The organism is Burkholderia sp. MBR-1 (assembly GCF_013822785.1).
Lineage (GTDB): Bacteria > Pseudomonadota > Gammaproteobacteria > Burkholderiales > Burkholderiaceae > Burkholderia > Burkholderia vietnamiensis.
Map to the genome: position 1 here is coordinate 94,581 of NZ_CP053609.1, position 17,499 is coordinate 112,079.

22 protein-coding genes are annotated in these 17,499 nt (G+C 67.7%); all 22 read right to left on the reverse strand.

The window, feature by feature from the left end:
• Positions 1 to 53: 53 nt before the first annotated feature.
• The 22 genes from MBR110_RS00415 to MBR110_RS00520 all read right to left on the reverse strand — a co-directional run bounded on the left by MBR110_RS00415 (position 54) and on the right by MBR110_RS00520 (position 17,474).
• Positions 54 to 419 carry a phosphoribosyl-ATP diphosphatase gene (locus MBR110_RS00415; protein WP_011883060.1) on the reverse strand — a complete coding sequence of 122 codons (366 nt, stop codon included), beginning with the start codon at positions 417 to 419 and terminating at the stop codon, positions 54 to 56.
• Positions 416 to 832 carry a phosphoribosyl-AMP cyclohydrolase gene (hisI, locus tag MBR110_RS00420; RefSeq protein WP_011883059.1) on the reverse strand — a complete coding sequence of 139 codons (417 nt, stop codon included), beginning with the start codon at positions 830 to 832 and terminating at the stop codon, positions 416 to 418. The genes MBR110_RS00415 and hisI overlap by 4 nt, the downstream gene beginning before the upstream one ends.
• Positions 832 to 1,605, reverse strand: coding sequence for an imidazole glycerol phosphate synthase subunit HisF (gene hisF / locus MBR110_RS00425; RefSeq protein ID WP_011883058.1), 774 nt, complete (start codon positions 1,603 to 1,605; stop codon positions 832 to 834). The genes hisI and hisF overlap by 1 nt, the downstream gene beginning before the upstream one ends.
• Positions 1,606 to 1,711: 106 nt before the next feature.
• The gene (gene hisA, locus MBR110_RS00430; RefSeq protein ID WP_011883057.1) at positions 1,712 to 2,467 is read right to left on the reverse strand and encodes a 1-(5-phosphoribosyl)-5-[(5-phosphoribosylamino)methylideneamino]imidazole-4-carboxamide isomerase; all 756 of its coding nucleotides are present in this window, start codon (positions 2,465 to 2,467) and stop codon (positions 1,712 to 1,714) included.
• 163 nt (positions 2,468 to 2,630) lie between these two features.
• Complete coding sequence (hisH, locus tag MBR110_RS00435; RefSeq protein WP_011883056.1) at positions 2,631 to 3,272, reverse strand: imidazole glycerol phosphate synthase subunit HisH; 642 nt, start codon at positions 3,270 to 3,272, stop codon at positions 2,631 to 2,633.
• The gene (locus MBR110_RS00440) at positions 3,269 to 3,889 is read right to left on the reverse strand and encodes a YchE family NAAT transporter (RefSeq protein WP_011883055.1); all 621 of its coding nucleotides are present in this window, start codon (positions 3,887 to 3,889) and stop codon (positions 3,269 to 3,271) included. Before MBR110_RS00440 ends, hisH begins: the two co-directional genes overlap by 4 nt.
• Positions 3,890 to 3,951: 62 nt before the next feature.
• Positions 3,952 to 4,539 (reverse strand): imidazoleglycerol-phosphate dehydratase HisB, encoded by a 588-nt coding sequence (gene hisB, locus MBR110_RS00445; RefSeq protein ID WP_006765368.1) that lies wholly within the window; start codon positions 4,537 to 4,539, stop codon positions 3,952 to 3,954.
• 62 nt (positions 4,540 to 4,601) lie between these two features.
• On the reverse strand, positions 4,602 to 5,675 hold the full coding sequence (hisC, locus tag MBR110_RS00450; RefSeq protein ID WP_011883054.1) for a histidinol-phosphate transaminase: 1,074 nt from the start codon (positions 5,673 to 5,675) through the stop codon (positions 4,602 to 4,604).
• A gap of 119 nt (positions 5,676 to 5,794) precedes the next feature.
• Positions 5,795 to 7,111: a histidinol dehydrogenase gene (gene hisD, locus MBR110_RS00455; RefSeq protein ID WP_011883053.1), complete on the reverse strand. Its 1,317-nt coding sequence runs from the start codon at positions 7,109 to 7,111 to the stop codon at positions 5,795 to 5,797.
• 24 nt (positions 7,112 to 7,135) lie between these two features.
• Complete coding sequence (gene hisG / locus MBR110_RS00460) at positions 7,136 to 7,789, reverse strand: ATP phosphoribosyltransferase (protein ID WP_011883052.1); 654 nt, start codon at positions 7,787 to 7,789, stop codon at positions 7,136 to 7,138.
• Positions 7,786 to 9,135: a UDP-N-acetylglucosamine 1-carboxyvinyltransferase gene (murA, locus tag MBR110_RS00465; RefSeq protein ID WP_011883051.1), complete on the reverse strand. Its 1,350-nt coding sequence runs from the start codon at positions 9,133 to 9,135 to the stop codon at positions 7,786 to 7,788. The genes hisG and murA overlap by 4 nt, the downstream gene beginning before the upstream one ends.
• A gap of 13 nt (positions 9,136 to 9,148) precedes the next feature.
• Complete coding sequence (locus MBR110_RS00470) at positions 9,149 to 9,388, reverse strand: BolA family protein (protein ID WP_059460389.1); 240 nt, start codon at positions 9,386 to 9,388, stop codon at positions 9,149 to 9,151.
• A gap of 51 nt (positions 9,389 to 9,439) precedes the next feature.
• A complete protein-coding gene (locus MBR110_RS00475) occupies positions 9,440 to 10,195 on the reverse strand; it encodes an ABC transporter permease (RefSeq protein WP_011883050.1) in 756 nt (251 codons plus the stop codon).
• The gene (locus MBR110_RS00480; protein WP_011883049.1) at positions 10,192 to 11,118 is read right to left on the reverse strand and encodes an ABC transporter ATP-binding protein; all 927 of its coding nucleotides are present in this window, start codon (positions 11,116 to 11,118) and stop codon (positions 10,192 to 10,194) included. Before MBR110_RS00480 ends, MBR110_RS00475 begins: the two co-directional genes overlap by 4 nt.
• Before the next feature lie 191 nt (positions 11,119 to 11,309).
• A complete protein-coding gene (locus tag MBR110_RS00485) occupies positions 11,310 to 11,585 on the reverse strand; it encodes an STAS domain-containing protein (RefSeq protein WP_034193997.1) in 276 nt (91 codons plus the stop codon).
• Positions 11,582 to 12,211 (reverse strand): MlaC/ttg2D family ABC transporter substrate-binding protein, encoded by a 630-nt coding sequence (locus MBR110_RS00490; protein WP_011883047.1) that lies wholly within the window; start codon positions 12,209 to 12,211, stop codon positions 11,582 to 11,584. The genes MBR110_RS00485 and MBR110_RS00490 overlap by 4 nt, the downstream gene beginning before the upstream one ends.
• A gap of 124 nt (positions 12,212 to 12,335) precedes the next feature.
• On the reverse strand, positions 12,336 to 13,244 hold the full coding sequence (locus MBR110_RS00495; protein ID WP_181709244.1) for an MlaA family lipoprotein: 909 nt from the start codon (positions 13,242 to 13,244) through the stop codon (positions 12,336 to 12,338).
• Positions 13,245 to 13,276: 32 nt separating this feature from the next.
• On the reverse strand, positions 13,277 to 13,843 hold the full coding sequence (gene mlaD, locus MBR110_RS00500; RefSeq protein ID WP_034193998.1) for an outer membrane lipid asymmetry maintenance protein MlaD: 567 nt from the start codon (positions 13,841 to 13,843) through the stop codon (positions 13,277 to 13,279).
• A gap of 24 nt (positions 13,844 to 13,867) precedes the next feature.
• Positions 13,868 to 14,635 (reverse strand): lipid asymmetry maintenance ABC transporter permease subunit MlaE, encoded by a 768-nt coding sequence (gene mlaE, locus MBR110_RS00505; protein WP_011883044.1) that lies wholly within the window; start codon positions 14,633 to 14,635, stop codon positions 13,868 to 13,870.
• Positions 14,632 to 15,453 carry an ABC transporter ATP-binding protein gene (locus MBR110_RS00510; protein ID WP_011883043.1) on the reverse strand — a complete coding sequence of 274 codons (822 nt, stop codon included), beginning with the start codon at positions 15,451 to 15,453 and terminating at the stop codon, positions 14,632 to 14,634. The genes mlaE and MBR110_RS00510 overlap by 4 nt, the downstream gene beginning before the upstream one ends.
• Before the next feature lie 84 nt (positions 15,454 to 15,537).
• The gene (thiE, locus tag MBR110_RS00515) at positions 15,538 to 16,662 is read right to left on the reverse strand and encodes a thiamine phosphate synthase (RefSeq protein ID WP_081058956.1); all 1,125 of its coding nucleotides are present in this window, start codon (positions 16,660 to 16,662) and stop codon (positions 15,538 to 15,540) included.
• Positions 16,659 to 17,474 (reverse strand): thiazole synthase, encoded by an 816-nt coding sequence (locus MBR110_RS00520; RefSeq protein WP_011883041.1) that lies wholly within the window; start codon positions 17,472 to 17,474, stop codon positions 16,659 to 16,661. The genes thiE and MBR110_RS00520 overlap by 4 nt, the downstream gene beginning before the upstream one ends.
• Positions 17,475 to 17,499 lie beyond the last annotated feature (25 nt).

The following is a 17,499-nucleotide window of genomic DNA, read 5'->3' on the forward strand; positions in this document are numbered from 1 at the left end:
TACAGCTTACCGCACGGCTGCATGCGCGGCACGCCGCGAATCGTCAGCCGCCGTCAGCCGCCGTTCGCCTCGCGCTCGCGGCGCTTGCGCAGCGCCTTTTCCTCGATGCCCGACAGGCCTTCGCGACGCTCCAGCTCGGCGATCACGTCGGCCGGGCTCAGGTCGAAATGCGACAGCATCACGAGGCAGTGGAACCACAGATCGGCCACTTCGCCGACCAGCGCCGTCGGCGCGCCGCCCTGGCGCACGTCCTTCGCGGCCAGCACGACTTCGGTCGCCTCTTCGCCGATCTTCTTCAGCACCGCGTCGTCGCCCTTGTGGAACAGGCGCGATACATAAGATTGCTCGGGGTCGCCGCCCTTGCGGCTATCGATCACGGCCGCGAGGCGCAGCAGCGTGTCTTCGGTCGATTGCGTCATTTGTAGATGTGTTCGGGGTCTTTCAGCACCGGCTCGACCGCGACCCAGTCGCCGTTCTCGACGGTGCCTTCGAATTTCTGGAAGAAGCATGAATGCCGGCCGGTGTGGCAGGCGATGCCCGACACCTGCTCGACCTTCAGCAGCACGACGTCCTCGTCGCAGTCGAGCCGCACCTCGTGCACGTGCTGCACGTGGCCCGACTCCTCGCCCTTGAACCACAGGCGCTTGCGCGAGCGCGAATAGTAGACGGCCCGCTGCGTCTCGATCGTCTTCGCCAGCGCTTCGCGGTTCATCCACGCGAACATCAGCACGTCGTTGGTCGCCGCTTCCTGCGCGATCACCGGCACGAGGCCGTTGTCGTCCCAGCGGACCTTGTCCAGCCATGCAGGCAGGGATTGCGTGTCGGTCGTCATCACAGCCTCACCGCGATGCCCTGGTCGGCCATGAAGTGCTTCGCCTCGCCGACCGTGTGCTCGCCATAGTGGAAGATGCTCGCCGCCAGCACCGCGTCGGCGTGGCCTTGCTTGATGCCGTCCGCGAGATCCTGCAGGCAGCCGACACCGCCCGACGCGATCACCGGCACCGGCACCGCGTCCGACACCGCGCGCGTGAGCGCGAGGTCGAAGCCCGACTTCGTGCCGTCGCGGTCCATGCTCGTGAGCAGGATCTCGCCCGCGCCGAGCTCCGCCATCTTGCGCGCCCATTCGATCGCGTCGAGGCCGGTGGCCTTGCGGCCGCCGTGCGTGAAGACTTCCCAGCGCGGCGCTTCGTTAGGCGCGGACACGCGCTTCGCGTCGATCGCGACGACGATGCACTGCGAGCCGTACTTGTCGGCCGCGTCGCGCACGAGCTGCGGATTGGCGACGGCCGACGAATTCATGCTGACCTTGTCCGCACCCGCGTTCAGCAGGCGCCGCACGTCCTCGACGGCGCGCACGCCGCCGCCGACGGTCAGCGGAATGAACACCTGCGACGCGACCGCTTCGATGATCGGCAGGATCAGGTCGCGCTGGTCGGAGGTCGCGGTGATGTCGAGGAACGTCAGTTCGTCGGCGCCCTGCTCGTCGTAGCGGCGCGCGATTTCGACGGGATCGCCGGCATCGCGCAGCTCGACGAAGTTGACGCCCTTGACGACACGCCCGGCAGTCACGTCCAGGCAGGGGATGATGCGTTTAGCTAGAGCCATGATGTTGCGCCATTGGCCGCGGTGGGACGGCCGGTTGCGAGCGTCTCGCGCGAGACGCCCGATCGGGGCCGCCCGGTGGCGGCCCCGGCGAACGGGACGGGCGCGCTTACGCGTCGTCGAGTTCGCCGTTCAGTTCGTCCGCGCGTTTCTGCGCGGCCGCGAAATCGAGATCGCCGGAGTAGATCGCACGGCCGCAGATCACGCCTTCGACGCCGTGCTCTTCCACTTCGCAGAGATTCTCGATGTCGGTCAGGTTCGACAGGCCGCCGCTCGCGATCACCGGAATGCCGACCGCCTGCGCGAGCTTCACGGTCGCGTCGATGTTGATGCCCTGAAGCATCCCGTCGCGGCCGATATCGGTGTAGACGATCGATTCGACGCCGTAATCCTCGAACTTGCGCGCGAGGTCGATCACTTCGTGGCCCGTCAGCTTGCTCCAGCCGTCGGTCGCGACCTTGCCGTCCTTCGCGTCCAGCCCGACGATGATGCTGCCCGAGAACGCGGTGCACGCGTCCTGCAGGAAGCCCGGATTCTTCACGGCGGCGGTGCCGATGATCACGTACGACAGGCCGGCGTCGAGATACTTCTCGATCGTCTCCAGGCTGCGGATGCCGCCGCCCAGCTGCACGGGGATTTCGTCGCCGACCTCTTCGAGGATCGCTTCGATCGCCTCGAGATTCTTCGGCTTGCCGGCGAATGCGCCGTTCAGGTCGACCAGGTGAAGCCGCCGGGCGCCGAGATCGACCCACTTGCGGGCCATCGCCGCCGGGTCCTCGGAGAAAATCGTGGCCTGGTCCATATCGCCCTGTTTGAGGCGCACACACTGACCGTCTTTGAGATCGATGGCCGGAATCAGCAGCATAGCAATCGGGTGTCGTCGTGGAAGATGAAAAGAATCGGGCGCGTACCGGCCAAACCGGTGCCGCGCCGTCTCGCTAGTTTAGTACAACTCTTTCGGTGCAGACGCGTGCGAGCCCCGCGCGACGGGCGTTTGCCGCCCGCCCACTGTGGCTCGGACGCGACGTTCACGGCTGCCAGTGCACGAAGTTGCGATACAGACGCAAGCCGACCTCCGCGCTCTTCTCCGGATGGAATTGGGTCGCGAAGATGTTGTCGCGCGCGACCGCGGACGTAAACGGCGCGCCGTAGGCCGTCTCGCCCACCGTGTGCTGCGGGTTCTCCGGGCTCACGTAGTAGCTGTGCACGAAGTAGAAATACGCGTCGTCGGGCACGCCTTCCCACAGCGGGTGCGAGCGCGACTGATGCACGCGGTTCCAGCCCATCTGCGGCACCTTGAAGCGCGAGCCGTCGTCCTGCAGCCGGCCTTCGAGCTCGAAGCGCAGAACCTTGCCCGGCAACAGGCCGAGGCCCTTCGTGTCGCCTTCCGCGCTCCAGTCGAACAGCATCTGTTCGCCCACGCACACGCCGAGCAGCGGCTTCGTGCGCGACGCCTCGAGCACCGCCTCCTGCAGTCCCGATTCGCCGAGGCAGCGCATGCAGTCGGGCATCGCGCCCTGGCCGGGCAGCACGACGCGGTCGGCCGCGCGAATCGCGGCCGGCGTGTCGACGATCGCCACGTCGGCGGCCGGTTCGGCCTTCTTGAGCGCCTGCGCCACCGAGCGCAGGTTGCCCATCCCATAATCCACAATCGCAATCGAAGTTTTCATCTCAGTGCAGGCAGTAGCGCCCTCAGTCCATTGACGATGAATTCCACCGCCAGCGCCGACAGCATCAGACCCATCAGCCGCGTGGCGATGTTGATGCCGGTGCGGCCGATCCAGTTCGCGATCGGCTCGGCAAGCCGCATCGCGAGGAAACACAGCAGAGCGAGGACCGCGCCGATCGCGACGAGCCCCGCCCGTTCATACCAGTGATGCGAGTTCGCCGCATAGATGATCGCCGTGCTGATCGAGCCGGGGCCCGTCAGCAGCGGAATCGCCAGCGGCACGACCGCGATGTTGTCCTTCAGCTCGGCCTCGTCGCGTTCCTCGGGCGTCGATCGCGTATTGCCGATCTGCGCGTTCAGCATGTTGATCGCCATCAGCAGCATGATGATCCCGCCCCCCACTTCGAGCGAGCCGACCGAAATGCCGAAGAAATCGATGATCTGCTGGCCGAGCAGCGTCGTGATCGTCATCACGCAGAACACCGACACCGACGCGATCCGGATCGTGCGGCGCCGCTCGTGCTCCGTCTGCTGCGCGGTCAGGCTCAGGAAGAACGGCACCGCGCCGACCGGATTGATCAGCGCAAGCAGCGAAATGAACGATTTGAGCAGATCCATCGCGAACCGGCGCGGCGCGCCGAAGCCGTCAGGTTGTCGTTGGCGTCCTGTCCGTCCGGAAGTTAGAGGCTGCCCTTCGTCGACGGAATCTGCCCCGCCGCGCGCTCGTCGAGCTCGACCGCCGCACGCAGCGCGCGACCGAAGGCCTTGAACACCGTTTCGAGCTGATGGTGCGCGTTGATCCCGCGCAGGTTGTCGATGTGCAGCGTGACGCCCGCGTGGTTCACGAACCCGCGGAAGAATTCGATCGACAGGTCGACGTCGAAGGTGCCGATGCGCGCGCGCGTGAACGGCACGTGGAATTCGAGGCCCGGCCGGCCCGAAAAGTCGATCACGACGCGCGACAGCGCCTCGTCGAGCGGCACGTACGAATGGCCGTAGCGCCGGATGCCCTTCTTGTCGCCCACGGCCTTCGCGACCGCCTGGCCGAGCGTGATGCCGACGTCCTCGACCGTATGGTGGTCGTCGATATGCGTGTCGCCATGCGCTTCGACCTCGAGATCGATCAGACCATGGCGCGCGATCTGGTCGAGCATATGGTCGAGAAACGGCACGCCGGTGGCCAGCTTCTGCCGGCCCGTACCGTCGAGGTCGAGCTTCACACGGATCTGCGTTTCGCTGGTATTGCGAACGACTTCCGCCACACGCATGGCAATTCCTTGAATGAGTCTGATGTAAATGGGGGTTGATCGTTGCGCGCCGCGCGCCCGGCTCAACCGGGCAGTGCGAGTTTCAGCGCAGCCAGGAGGCGTGCGTTTTCGTCCGGGGAACCGACGGTCAGTCGCACGCATTCGGCCAACAATGGGTGCATTTTACTCACGTTTTTGATCAACACCCGCTCGGTGAGCAATGCATCGAACACGGCGGCCGCATCGGGCACGCGCACCAGCAGGAAATTGCCGGCGCTCGGGAACACGGTCACGCCCGGCAGCGCGGCGACCGCCTGCGCGACGCGCGTGCGTTCCGCACGCAGCTCGGCTGCCTGCGCGTCGAGCACGTCGAGGTGGTCGAGCAGGAAATCCACGGTCGCCTGCGTCAGCACGTTGATGTTGTACGGCGGGCGCACCTTGTCGAATTCGGTCAGCCACGCGGGCAGCCCGGCGAGATAGCCGAGGCGGATCCCGGCGAGCCCGAGCTTCGACACCGTGCGCATCACGACGACGTTGTCGAACTCGGCCGCGCGCGGCAGCCACGAGTGCTGCGCGAACGGCTGGTACGCCTCGTCGATCACGACGAGGCTGTGCCGCGCAGCCGCGATGATCCGCTCGACGTCGGCTGCGTCGTACAGCGTGCCGGTCGGATTGTTCGGGTACGCCAGATAGACGAGCGCCGGCCGGTGCTCGGCGATCGCCGCGATCATTGCGTCTGCGTCGAGCGTAAGGTCGGCCTTCAGCGGCACGCCGACGAACTCGAGCTGCGCGAACTTCGCCGACAGCTCGTACATCACGAAGCCCGGCACCGGCGCGAGCACCTTCGCGCCGGGCTTCGCGCAGGCGACCGACATCATGCTGATGATCTCGTCGGAGCCGTTGCCGAGCAGCACGTCGCACGCGGCCGGCACGCCCATCGTGCGGCGCAGCTTGTCTAGCAGCGCACCGGGGCGCGGCGCCGGGTAGCGGTTCAGCGCGACCTGCGCGAGGCGCTCGCCGAGCGCGGCGGCGAGCGGCGCGGGCAGCGGATACGGGTTTTCCATCGCGTCGAGCTTCACGAAGCCGCTCGCGTCGGGCACCGGGTAGCTCGTCATCGCGAGCACGTCGCGGCGGATGATGTCTTGTGGCGTGGTCATGGTGTCCAGCCGGCGTGCGTCGCGCCGGCATCAAATGGTCGGCAAGGCGGCGGCTGCCGCCCTGCACGGAGTCTCCTCACGCTGCGGCGCCGATGCGTTCGCGTCGGCGCCGGCGCGCGTCATCCCCTCATCCGCAGTTCGGCGCTGCGCGCGTGCGCCTGCAGCCCTTCGCCGTAGGCGAGCTCGGAGGCGATCTCGCCGAGCGTCTGCGCGCCTTCGGCGCTGACTTCGATCACGCTCGAGCGCTTGATGAAGTCGTACACGCCGAGCGGCGACGAGAAGCGCGCGGTGCGCGAGGTCGGCAGCACGTGGTTCGGGCCGGCGCAGTAATCGCCGAGGCTCTCGCTCGTGTAGCGGCCGAGGAAGATCGCGCCGGCATGGCGGATCTGCTGGCCCCATTGCTGCGGCTCGAGCGCGGAAATTTCGAGGTGCTCGGGCGCGATGTCGTTCGCGATCCGGCACGCTTCGGCCATGTCGCGCACCTTGATCAGCGCGCCGCGCCCTTCGAGCGACGCGCGGATCACGTCCTGACGCGGCATCGTCGGCAGCAGCTCGTCGATCGCCTTCTCGACGCGCTCGAGGAACGCGCCGTCCGGGCACAGCAGGATCGACTGCGCGAGCTCGTCGTGCTCGGCCTGCGAGAACAGGTCCATCGCGACCCAGCTCGGATCGGTCGTGCCATCGCACAGCACGAGGATTTCCGACGGGCCGGCGATCATGTCGATGCCGACCGTGCCGAACACGCGGCGCTTCGCCGATGCGACGTACGCATTGCCCGGGCCGCAGATCTTGTCGACCGGCGGCACCGTGGCCGTGCCGTACGCGAGCGCGCCGACCGCCTGCGCGCCGCCGATGGTGAACACGCGATCGACGCCGCCGAGCAGCGCGGCGGCCAGCACGAGGTCGTTCTTCACGCCGTCGGGGGTCGGTACGACCATCACGATCTCGCCGACGCCCGCCACGCGCGCCGGAATCGCGTTCATCAGCACCGACGACGGATAGGCGGCCTTGCCGCCCGGCACGTAGAGCCCGACGCGGTCGAGCGGCGTGATCTTCTGGCCGAGCACCGTGCCGTCGCTTTCCGTGTACTGCCAGCTGTGCGTGCCGCACTCGATCTTCTGCTTCTCGTGGTACGCACGCACGCGTGCGGCCGCGGCTTCGAGCGCCGCGCGCGCCTTCGGCGCGAGGCCGTCGAGCGCGGCCTGCAGCGCGTCCTGCGGCAGTTCGAGCGCGGCGACGCTGTCCGCGTCCAGCCGGTCGAAGCGGTTCGTGTATTCGAGCACCGCGGCGTCGCCGCGCGATTTCACGTCGGCGAGGATCTTCGCGACCGACTGCTCGATCGCTTCGTCCTCGCTCGCCTCGAAGGCGAGCAACGTACGCAGCTCGGCGTCGAAGCCGTCGCGCGTCGAATCGAGTTTGCGGATGGTGATGGCCATGGGAGTTCCGTTACGGTGATGCGCTCAGTTGCCATTCTGCGACGCGCGTTCGAACGCGTCGAGGAACGGCTTGAGCGCCGTGCGCTTCAACTTCAGCGCAGCCTGGTTCACGACGAGGCGCGACGAGATCGACATGATCTCCTCGACCTCGACCAGATTGTTCGCCTTCAGCGTGCCGCCCGAGCTGACCAGGTCGACGATCGCGTCGGCCAGCCCGACGAGCGGCGCGAGCTCCATCGAGCCGTACAGCTTGATGAGGTCGACGTGCACGCCCTTCGCGGCGAAGTGTTCGCGGGCCGTCTCGACGTACTTGGTCGCAACCCGCAGGCGCGCGCCCTGGCGCACCGCGTTCGCGTAGTCGAAACCGGCCGGCACCGCCACCGACATCCGGCAGCGGGCAATGTTCAGATCGATCGGTTGATACAGGCCCGAGCCGCCGTGCTCGACCAGCACGTCCTTGCCGGCCACGCCGAAATCGGCCGCGCCGTATTCGACGTAGGTCGGCACGTCGCTCGCGCGCACGATGATCACGCGCAGGTTCGGGTCGGTCGTCGGCAGGATCAGCTTGCGCGAGGTTTCAGGGTCTTCGGCCACCTGCACGCCGGCGGCTGCCAGCAGCGGCAGGGTTTCCTCGAAAATCCGGCCCTTCGACAGGGCGAGGGTCAACGGCGCGCTCATGCTTGGCTCCCGGAGAGGCGGCGCACGTTGGCGCCGACGGCGGTCAATTTCGTTTCCATGCGGTCGTAGCCGCGGTCCAGATGATAGATGCGGTCGACGAGCGTCTCGCCTTCCGCGCGCAGCCCGGCGATCACGAGGCTCGCCGACGCGCGCAGGTCGGTCGCCATCACGTTCGCGCCGGACAGCTTGTCGACGCCCGTCACGAGCGCGGTGTTGCCGTCGATCGTGATGTTCGCGCCGAGCCGGTTCAGTTCCTGCACGTGCATGAAGCGGTTCTCGAAGATGGTCTCCACCACCTGCGCCGTGCCCGACGCCACCGTATTGAGGGCCATGAACTGCGCCTGCATGTCGGTCGGGAACGCCGGATATTCGGACGTGCGGATCGTCACGGCCGACGGGCGGCGGTCCATCCGCACGCGCAGCCAGCTGTCGCCTTCGTCGATCGACACGCCTGCCTCGCGCAGCTTGTCGATCACCGCGTCGAGAATGTGCGGGCGCACGCCCGTCAGCATCACGTCGCCGCCGGCCGCCGCGACCGCGCACAGGAACGTGCCGGCCTCGATGCGGTCGGGGATCACCGAATGGCGCGCGCCGTGCAGGCGCTCGACGCCCTGGATCACGAGACGGTCGGTGCCGATGCCGTCGATTTTCGCGCCCATCGCGACCAGCAAGTGTGCGAGATCGCTCACTTCGGGCTCGCGCGCCGCGTTCTCGATCACCGTTTCGCCGTCGGCGAGCGTCGCGGCCATCAGCAGGTTTTCCGTCCCCGTGACCGTGATCATGTCGGTGACGATGCGGGCGCCTTTCAGCCGCTTCGCGCGCGCCTCGATGAAGCCGTGCTCGATGCTGATCTCGGCGCCCATCGCCTGCAGGCCCTTGATGTGCTGGTCGACCGGGCGCGCGCCGATCGCGCAGCCGCCCGGCAGCGACACCTTCGCCTCGCCGAAGCGCGCGAGCAGCGGCCCCAGCACGAGGATCGACGCGCGCATCGTCTTGACGAGCTCGTACGGCGCGACCAGGTTGTCGACGCGCGACGCGTCGAGCCGCACGCGGCAGCCGTCCGTTTCGCTCTGCACGCCCATCTGGTTCAGGACCTTCAGCGTGGTGCGCACGTCCTTCAGGTTCGGCACGTTGTCGAGCTCGACGGGCTCGGCGCTGAGCAGGCCCGCACAGAGAATCGGCAGCGCCGCATTCTTCGCGCCCGACACGACGATCTCGCCGGACAGCCGGCGACCGCCTTCGATCACCAGCTTGTCCATCCCGTGTCCCTGCGATTCCCCGTTGGCGGCCGGGTGTGCCGTGGCGACGCTCTCGACGGCGTCGCGCTCGTTGGCGGTGACTTGCACTCAGTGGTTCCGGTTATGCGTTCTGCCATTCGGCGGGCGTCAGCGTCTTCATGCTGAGCGCGTGGATTTCCTGCTTCATGCGATCGCCGAGCGCCGCATAGACGAGCTGGTGCCGCTGGATCGGCCGCTTGCCTTCGAAGGCCGTCGACACGATCGTCGCGAAGAAATGCTGGCCGTCGCCTTCGACTTCCAGATGGGTGCAGGCGAGACCGCCGGCGATGTATTGCTTGACCTGTTCGGGAGTCGGCAACATGAGGGGCTCCTGTCGGCGCGCGCCGCCCGCGGCGGCCGCTGCCTGTCGATATCAATGACGCAGTTTGTAGCCGGTCGCGAGCAGCCGCATCGCGAACATCGCGAGCAGCACGAAGAAACCGGTGACGATCGCGAGGCTCTCGAGCGGGTTGATGTCGGACGCGCCGAAGAACCCGTAACGGAAGCCGTCGATCATGTAGAAAAACGGGTTGAGACGCGAGATCTCGCGCCACACGGGCGGCAGCGAGTGCGTCGAATAGAACACGCCGGACAGGAACGTCAGCGGCATGATCAGGAAGTTCTGGAACGCGGCGAGCTGGTCGAACTTCTCGGCCCAGATCCCGGCGATCAGCCCGAGCGTGCCGAGGATCGCGGATCCGAGCAGCGCGAACGCGATGATGAACAACGGCGCCGCGAAATGCATCGGGATAAACCAGATCGTCACGACGAACACGCCGGTGCCGACCGCGAGCCCGCGCACGACCGAGGCGAGCACGTACGCGCCGAAGATGTCCTTGTAGGACAGCGGCGGCAGCAGCATGAACACGAGGTTGCCGGTGATCTTCGACTGGATCAGCGACGACGAGCTGTTCGCGAATGCGTTCTGCAGCACGCTCATCATCACGAGGCCCGGCACCAGAAAGCTCACGTATTCGACGCCCGGATACACCTCGACGCGGCCCGACAGCGCGTGGCCGAAGATCGTCAGGTACAGCAGCGCCGTGACGATCGGCGCACAGACCGTCTGGAACGACACCTTCCAGAAGCGCAGCAGTTCCTTGTAGAACAGCGTTTGAAACCCGCTCATGCCAAACCCTCGATGACCTCGGCCCCGTTCATCACCTGGACGAACACATCCTCGAGATCCGCCTTGCGGATCTCGATCTCGTCGAACGTGCAGCCGGCCGCGCGGCATTGCGCGAGGATGCGTTCGACATCGTCGTAGTTGGTGAGGCGCAGCAGATGCTCGCCCGGCGCGCGCGCGGCCGGATCGGTCTCCAGCCCGCGCAGCTCGGCGGGCAGCGCGCCGGTCGCGAGCCGCAGATACAGCTGCAGCCCCGCGAAGCGGCGCAGCAGCGCGTCGGTGCGGTCGAGCGCGACCACTTCGCCGCGACGCAGCATCGCGATGCGGTCGCACAGCGACTCGGCTTCCTCGAGGTAATGGGTCGTGAGGACGATCGTGTGGCCCTCGCGGTTCAGCCGCGAGATGAACTTCCACAGCGTCTGGCGCAGTTCGACGTCGACGCCGGCGGTCGGCTCGTCGAGCACGATCACGGGCGGCCGATGCACGAGCGCCTGCGCGACCAGCACGCGGCGCTTCATCCCGCCCGACAGCGCGCGCATGTTCGCATCGGCCTTCTCGGTGAGGTCGAGATTGGCCATCACCTCGTCGATCCAGTCGTCGTTGCGGCGCAGCCCGAAATAGCCGGACTGGATCCGCAGCGTCTCGCGCACGGTGAAGAACGGATCGAACACGAGCTCCTGCGGCACCACGCCGAGCGCGCGGCGCGCGCCGCGGAAATCCTTGACGACGTCGTGGCCGCGCACCGAAATGCTGCCTTCATCGGCCCGGGCGAGCCCGGCGAGGATGCTGATGAGCGTGGTCTTGCCTGCGCCGTTGGGGCCGAGCAGACCGAAAAACTCGCCTTCCTCGACCGACAGGCTGACGCCCTTGAGCGCCTGAAGCGACTTGTAGCGCTTCTTGACGTGACGGATTTCTATGGCTGACATGACTGTGCGCGGCGCAACGGCCGCGACGCCTATTCTGTGCTTGCTGCGAATGAAAACGGGGCCGGACGCCGATTGGCAGCCCCGCAAAACGCTTGATTATAGGGCAAACCGGCTGGTGGAGCCGGCGCCGACGGCGCGCGGCCCGAAGCGTGCGCGCGCCGGCTGGCGCCGCAGGCTTCGATCGGACAGCGTCAATGTCGGCCGGTGCCGTCGAGCAGGGCGTCGACGCCGTACGCGCGCGCGAGGCTCGCGAGCTTGGGAGGAAGGTTGACGATGTCGAGCGTCGTGCCGCGCGCTTGGGCGGCACGTTGCCAGGCGAGCAACACGGCGAGCGCCGACGAATCGAACTGCGTCAGCGTCGCGCAATCGACGGCGCTCGCGCCCGCGTCGATGCGCGCAAGACCGTCCGCGAGCGCGGCCTTCGCGCTCGCGACGGTCATCGAGGAGCCGGCTTGGAAGCCGCTCACGACGCCTGCTTGCCGGCGGCAAGCTCCTGGTTGCGCTGCGTGAGGAACTTGATCAGGCCGTCCACGCCGCTTTGCTGGATCTTCTCGTTGAACTGCTGCTGATACGTCTGGATCAGCCACGCGCCGAGCACGTTGAGGTCGTACACCTTCCAGCCGTTGGCCGTCTTGTACAGGCGGTAGTCGATCTGCACCGGCTGGCCGTTGTTCATCGCGACCGTCTTCACGACGACGTCGGTGTCGGCCGGATCGGCGCGGAACGGCGGGTACTGGATCTGCTGGTCGGGCTTGAGCTGCGCGAGCGCGCCCGAGTACGTGCGGATCAGCAGCAGCTTGAACTGCTCCTGAACCTGCTGCTGCTGCTCGGCCGTCGCGGCGCGCCAGTTGCGGCCCATCGCGAGCTGCGTGGTGCGGCGGAAATCGGTGTACGGCAGGATGTCCTTGTTGACGATCGTGATGATGCGGTTGGTGTCGCCCTGCTTGATCGTCTGCTGCTTGACTTCATCGAGCACCTGCTGCGTCGCCGTCTTGATCAAACCCTGCGGATTCGACTGGTCGACTTGCGCGTGCGCCGCGCTGCCGAACGAGAACAACGTCGCGAATACGGGGATCAGGAACAGTTTTTTCATCGTAATGACCTGCGTGAATGAGTCGAGGCAAAGCTTTGAGCCGGTAGCTTACGCGCAAGTTCGCGCGCGCCACCGACTGAATCGTTTCCGGCTGTAACGAATGTAAGCGGCTCAGTGCAGCTTCTCAGTGCAGCTTGATGCTCGGGAAGCGGAAGCCGCCCGGCGACGGCGGCGTCATCTGCATCGCCGGCACGTTCGTCGCGCTCGCCGGGTTCGGCGCCTCGGCGGCGCCGGATGCCGGTGCCGCAATCGCCGCGCCCGACGCACCGGCCGGCGCGGTCGCGCCGTCGTCCGGCAGGTCGTACTTCGGCAGCGCATCGCTGCCCGACGCCGTGGCGGCTTCGCCGCGAGCGTTGTTGATCAGCATCTGGCGGCGCTGCAGATACGCGTTGCGGACGAACGAATACTTGTCGAGCGCGGCCGCGTCGAGCACGTCGCCTGCGCCGAGCAGGTTCGCACGCGTGTTCACGAGGTTCACGCCGAACAGGCCCCAGCTCAATCCGTCCGGCTTCACGTAGGTGAGCGGGTTGCCGATGTAGTCGACGCCGAGGCCGGCCGTGTCGCGCAGCGTGCTCGGGCCGAGCAGCGGCAGCACCAGGTACGGGCCGGCCGGCACGCCGTAGCGGCCCATCGTGACGCCGAAGTCGGCCGTGTGCTTCGGCAGTTTCGCGACCGTCGCGACGTCGAACAGGCCGCCGACGCCGAACACCGTGTTGATCACGACCCGCATGATGTCGCCCACCCCGTCGGCGATGCGCAGCTGCACGATGTTGTTCGCGGCGATGTAGACGTCGCCGATGTTCGAGAAGAAGTTGGTCACGCTGTCGCGCACCGGCTGCGGCACCACGTATTGATAGCCCTTCGCCACCGGCTTCAGCGCGTACGTGTCGACGGTGTCGTTGAACTTGTACATCGACCGGTTGAAGCCCTCGAGCGGATCGCCCTTGGTCGGCGTCTGCACGGTCGCGCAACCGCTCAACGCGGCGACTGCCGCCACGGCCAGCGCGGCATGTCTGATGCGGATCGTCTGCATGGTCATTACCCTCTTCTCTTGTTCTCGTGTGGTTATTGGGCGGCCGAGCCGGACACCGCGGAGGCCGGCACCGCCACCGGTGCAGGTGCGGGCGCGGCCGGTGCAGCCGGCGCCGCGGCGGCGGGCTTCGCGCCGCCCGCGTCGGCCGCCTTGCTGTACAGGAACTGGCCGATCAGGTTCTCGAGCACGATCGCCGACTGCGTCATCGTGATCGTATCGCCCGACTTCAACATTTCCGTGTCGCCGCCCGGATCGAGGCCGATGTACTGCTCGCCGAGCAGCCCGGACGTCAGGATCTTCGCCGACGAATCCTTCGGGAACTGGTATTGGCCGTCGACGTCGATCGTCACGACCGCCTGGTACGTGTTGGTGTCGAAGCCGACCGACTTCACGCGGCCGACCACGACGCCCGCGCTCTTCACGGCCGCGCGCGGCTTCAGCCCGCCGATGTTGTCGAATTTCATCCGCACCGAGTAGGTCGGCTGAAACGACAGCGAGCTCATGTTGCCGACCTTGAGCGCAAGGAACAGCACGGCAAGGAAGCCCACCACCACGAACAGGCCGACCCAGAAGTCGAGAGCAGTCTTTTTCATCGTCATTCCAAAATTTGGCTTGGCTGAGGCTTAGCTGAACATCAGCGCGGTCAGCAGGAAATCGAGGCCGAGTACGGCGAGCGACGCGAACACGACCGTCTTGGTCGTCGCGCGCGACACGCCCTCGGGCGTGGGCTTCGCTTCATACCCCTGAAACAGCGCAATGAAGGTGACGGCGAATCCGAACACGATGCTCTTGATCACGCCGTTGCCGACGTCGGCCCAGACCTCGACGCCGCCCTGCATCTGCGACCAGAACGCGCCCGGATCGACGCCGATCAGCACCACGCCGACGAAATAGCCGCCGAGCACGCCGACCGCGTTGAAGATCGCCGCGAGCAGCGGCATCGCGATGATGCCGGCCCACAGGCGAGGCGCGATCACCGTCTTCAGCGGGTCGACGGCCATCATCTCGAGCGCGGTCAGCTGTTCACCGGCCTTCATCAGGCCGATTTCGGCGGTCAGCGACGTGCCGGCGCGGCCCGCGAACAGCAGCGCGGTCACGACCGGCCCCAGCTCGCGCACCAGCGACAGCGCGACGAGCAGCCCGAGTGCCTGCTCGGACCCGTAGCGATTCAGCGTGTAGTAGCCCTGCAGCCCGAGCACGAAGCCGACGAACAGCCCCGACACGGCGATGATCACGAACGAGTAGTTGCCGAGGAAGTGGATCTGCTTGGTGACGAGCCGAGGCCGGCGCAGCAGCGGGAAGAATTCCAGCACGAGGCGCACGAACAACCGCGTGCCGTAGCCCGCGCGCTCGAGGCCGCCGATGACGTAACGTCCGATCGCGCTGATCATGCGCGTCCTCCGCCGAGCCCGAAATCCGCCGCCAGCGGCGCGCTCGTGTAATGAAATTTGTACGGGCCGTCCGGCGCGCCGTCGATGAACTGGCGCACGCTCGGATCGGTCGATGCGCGCAGCTCGGCCGGCGTGCCCTGCGCGAGCACGCCGCCATTGGCCAGGAAGTACACGTAGTCGGCGATCGCGAACGATTCGGGCACGTCGTGCGTGACGAGGATCGACGTCGCGCCGAGCGCCTCGTTCAGCGTGCGGATCAGGTTCGCGGTGATGCCGAGCGAGATCGGATCGAGGCCGGCGAACGGCTCGTCGTACATGATCAGCTCGGGATCGAGCGCGATCGCGCGCGCGAGCGCGATGCGTCGCGCCATCCCGCCCGATACCTCGGACGGCATCAGGTCGCGGGCGCCGCGCAGCCCGACCGCGTTCAGCTTCATCAGCACGAGATCGCGGATCAGGTCGTCGGGCAGGTCGGTGTGCTCACGCAGCGCGAACGCGACGTTCTCGAACACCGACATGTCGGTAAACAGCGCGCCGAACTGGAACAGCATGCCCATCTTGCGGCGCAGCGCGTACAGGCCGTCGCGCGTCTGGGCGCCGACGTCGGCGCCGTCGAACAGCACCTGGCCGCGGCTCGCGCGCACCAGGCCGCCGATCAGCCGCAGCACGGTCGTCTTGCCGCAACCCGACCCGCCCATCACGGCCACGACCCGGCCGCGCCCGAAGCGCATGTTCAGGTTCGACAGCACGAGGCGGTCGCCGTAGCCGAAGTCGACGTCGCGAAGTTCCAGCAGTGTGTCGGGAGGAGTGGGGCTCACGGAGCTGACAGTCCTTTTACGCAGAACGCCGAATTATAGGGCCTGCATCGGAATGATGTCGCGACGGCGTTTCGAGCCCTGCGGTCAACGATTGTCAAATTGTCGGGCAAACCATTGCTGCAACGCAATAACCGCCGCCCGATAATCGGCCGCGCCCGTGATGGCGCTGACCACCGCGACGCTGCCGACGCCCGTCGCCAGCACGTCCGGCAGCACGTCCAGGCTGACGCCGCCGATCGCCACCAGCGGCGCGTGGGCCGCCGCGAAGCGTGCATAGCGCGCGATCCGCGCGAGGCCCTGCGGCGGCGCGGCGACCGCCTTGGTCGCGGTCGCGAACACGGGGCCGAGCGCCAGATAGCTCGGGCGCTCGTGCAACGCGCGCAGCATCTCGTAATAACCGTGGCTCGACAGTCCGAGCCGCAGGCCGGCCCGCGCGATGGTCGCGAGATCGGCCGTGTCGAGGTCTTCCTGGCCCAGATGTACGCCGTACGCGCCTTCTTCTACGGCGATCTGCCAGTGATCGTTGATGAACACGCGCGCATCCGGATAGCGCCGGCCTGCCGCCACCGCGCGCGCGATCTCGCGGCGCAGCGCGTCCGGCGCCGCGCCCTTGACCCGCAGCTGCACGGTGCGCACGCCGCAATCGAGCAGGCGTTCGACCCATTCGGCGTCGGGCACCACCGGATACAGGCCCAGTTGCGCCGGACACGGCGGGAACGCGGGCTCCGGCGCGGCCGGCAGGCCGGCTACGCGCGGGAATCGTGCCGGGTCGACGGGCCAGGGGTCCGCGTCGCCGGTTTCGTCGCCGTCGCGCCACGCCAGCGCGAGCACCAGCGCGTCGAGCGGCGCGAAGCCGCAATCGAGGAACGCCGCGAGCGCGGCGATCCAGTCGTCGGCGAGCGGATGGGCACCTTCGAGCGCATGGCGCGCGCCGGCGGCATGCAGCACCGCACCGCGCTCGTCGAATTCGATCGCGACCGCGTCGGCGGACGCCGGGCGCGATGCGGCCGACGCGCGCACCTGGGCCGCCCGGTCGCCGGCCGACACGATCAGCACGTCGCCGTCGGCCGGCACGTCCGGCGCGGCGACGCAGATGCGCCACGGCGTCGCCGCGGCCGGCCAGCCGCCCAGGCGCGCGCGAATCCGCTCGGCCGCCTCGGCCAGTTCGTCGGCCGGCGGCCAGAACGCGTCGGCGAAGCGCGCGCTCATGCGCCGCCTCCGTCCTGGTGCCAGAACGGCATGCCGACGACCGGCGTGCTCGCATGCGCGGTCTCGCGCGCGTCCATCGGGCCGGCCAGGTATGCGGCGCGGCCGGCTTCGACGCCCTGGGCGAACGCACGCGCCATGATCTCCGGATGCGTGGCCTGCGACACGGCCGTGTTCAGCAGCACGCCGTCGAAGCCCCACTCCATCACCTGGCACGCATGCGACGGCACGCCGAGCCCGGCGTCGACGATCAGCGGCACGTCGGGCAGCCGTTCGCGCAGCACGCGCAGCCCGTACGGGTTCACGACGCCCTTGCCGGTGCCGATCGGCGCGCCCCACGGCATCAGCGCCTCGCAGCCGACGTCGAGCAGGCGGCGGCCGATCACGAGATCCTCGGTGCAGTACGGAAGCACCTTGAAGCCGTCCTTGACCAGTTGCGCGGCCGCCTCGATCAGCCCGACCGGGTCGGGCTGCAGCGTGTAGTCGTCGCCGATCAGCTCCAGCTTGATCCAGTCGGTGTCGAACACCTCGCGCGCCATGTGCGCGGTCGTCACGGCCTCGGCGACGGTCTGGCAGCCGGCCGTGTTCGGCAGCAGCGGCACCGCGTGGCGCTTGAGCAGATCGAAGAAGCCGGCCTCGGCTGTGCCGCCCGTCATCTGCCGGCGCAGCGCGACGGTCACCATCCCGGGGCGCGACGCGTCGATCGAATCGGACAGCGACTGCAGCGACGGATAGCGCGACGTGCCGAGCAGTACGCGGCTTGCGAAGGTTGCGCCGTAGAGCGTGAGTGCGTCGGCGGAAGTGTGGGACGTCATGTCGTTTTCCTGGAAGAGCGGGGGC

Coding starts and splice junctions, on each gene's coding strand:
- MBR110_RS00415 (WP_011883060.1), bottom strand. CDS start 419: ATGACGCAATCGACCGAAGACACGCTGCTGCGCCTCGCGGCCGTGATC.
- hisI (WP_011883059.1), bottom strand. CDS start 832: ATGACGACCGACACGCAATCCCTGCCTGCATGGCTGGACAAGGTCCGC.
- hisF (WP_011883058.1), bottom strand. CDS start 1,605: ATGGCTCTAGCTAAACGCATCATCCCCTGCCTGGACGTGACTGCCGGG.
- hisA (WP_011883057.1), bottom strand. CDS start 2,467: ATGCTGCTGATTCCGGCCATCGATCTCAAAGACGGTCAGTGTGTGCGC.
- hisH (WP_011883056.1), bottom strand. CDS start 3,272: ATGAAAACTTCGATTGCGATTGTGGATTATGGGATGGGCAACCTGCGC.
- MBR110_RS00440 (WP_011883055.1), bottom strand. CDS start 3,889: ATGGATCTGCTCAAATCGTTCATTTCGCTGCTTGCGCTGATCAATCCG.
- hisB (WP_006765368.1), bottom strand. CDS start 4,539: ATGCGTGTGGCGGAAGTCGTTCGCAATACCAGCGAAACGCAGATCCGT.
- hisC (WP_011883054.1), bottom strand. CDS start 5,675: ATGACCACGCCACAAGACATCATCCGCCGCGACGTGCTCGCGATGACG.
- hisD (WP_011883053.1), bottom strand. CDS start 7,111: ATGGCCATCACCATCCGCAAACTCGATTCGACGCGCGACGGCTTCGAC.
- hisG (WP_011883052.1), bottom strand. CDS start 7,789: ATGAGCGCGCCGTTGACCCTCGCCCTGTCGAAGGGCCGGATTTTCGAG.
- MBR110_RS00470 (WP_059460389.1), bottom strand. CDS start 9,388: ATGTTGCCGACTCCCGAACAGGTCAAGCAATACATCGCCGGCGGTCTC.
- MBR110_RS00475 (WP_011883050.1), bottom strand. CDS start 10,195: ATGAGCGGGTTTCAAACGCTGTTCTACAAGGAACTGCTGCGCTTCTGG.
- MBR110_RS00480 (WP_011883049.1), bottom strand. CDS start 11,118: ATGTCAGCCATAGAAATCCGTCACGTCAAGAAGCGCTACAAGTCGCTT.
- MBR110_RS00490 (WP_011883047.1), bottom strand. CDS start 12,211: ATGAAAAAACTGTTCCTGATCCCCGTATTCGCGACGTTGTTCTCGTTC.
- MBR110_RS00495 (WP_181709244.1), bottom strand. CDS start 13,244: ATGCAGACGATCCGCATCAGACATGCCGCGCTGGCCGTGGCGGCAGTC.
- mlaD (WP_034193998.1), bottom strand. CDS start 13,843: ATGACGATGAAAAAGACTGCTCTCGACTTCTGGGTCGGCCTGTTCGTG.
- mlaE (WP_011883044.1), bottom strand. CDS start 14,635: ATGATCAGCGCGATCGGACGTTACGTCATCGGCGGCCTCGAGCGCGCG.
- thiE (WP_081058956.1), bottom strand. CDS start 16,662: ATGAGCGCGCGCTTCGCCGACGCGTTCTGGCCGCCGGCCGACGAACTG.
- MBR110_RS00520 (WP_011883041.1), bottom strand. CDS start 17,474: ATGACGTCCCACACTTCCGCCGACGCACTCACGCTCTACGGCGCAACC.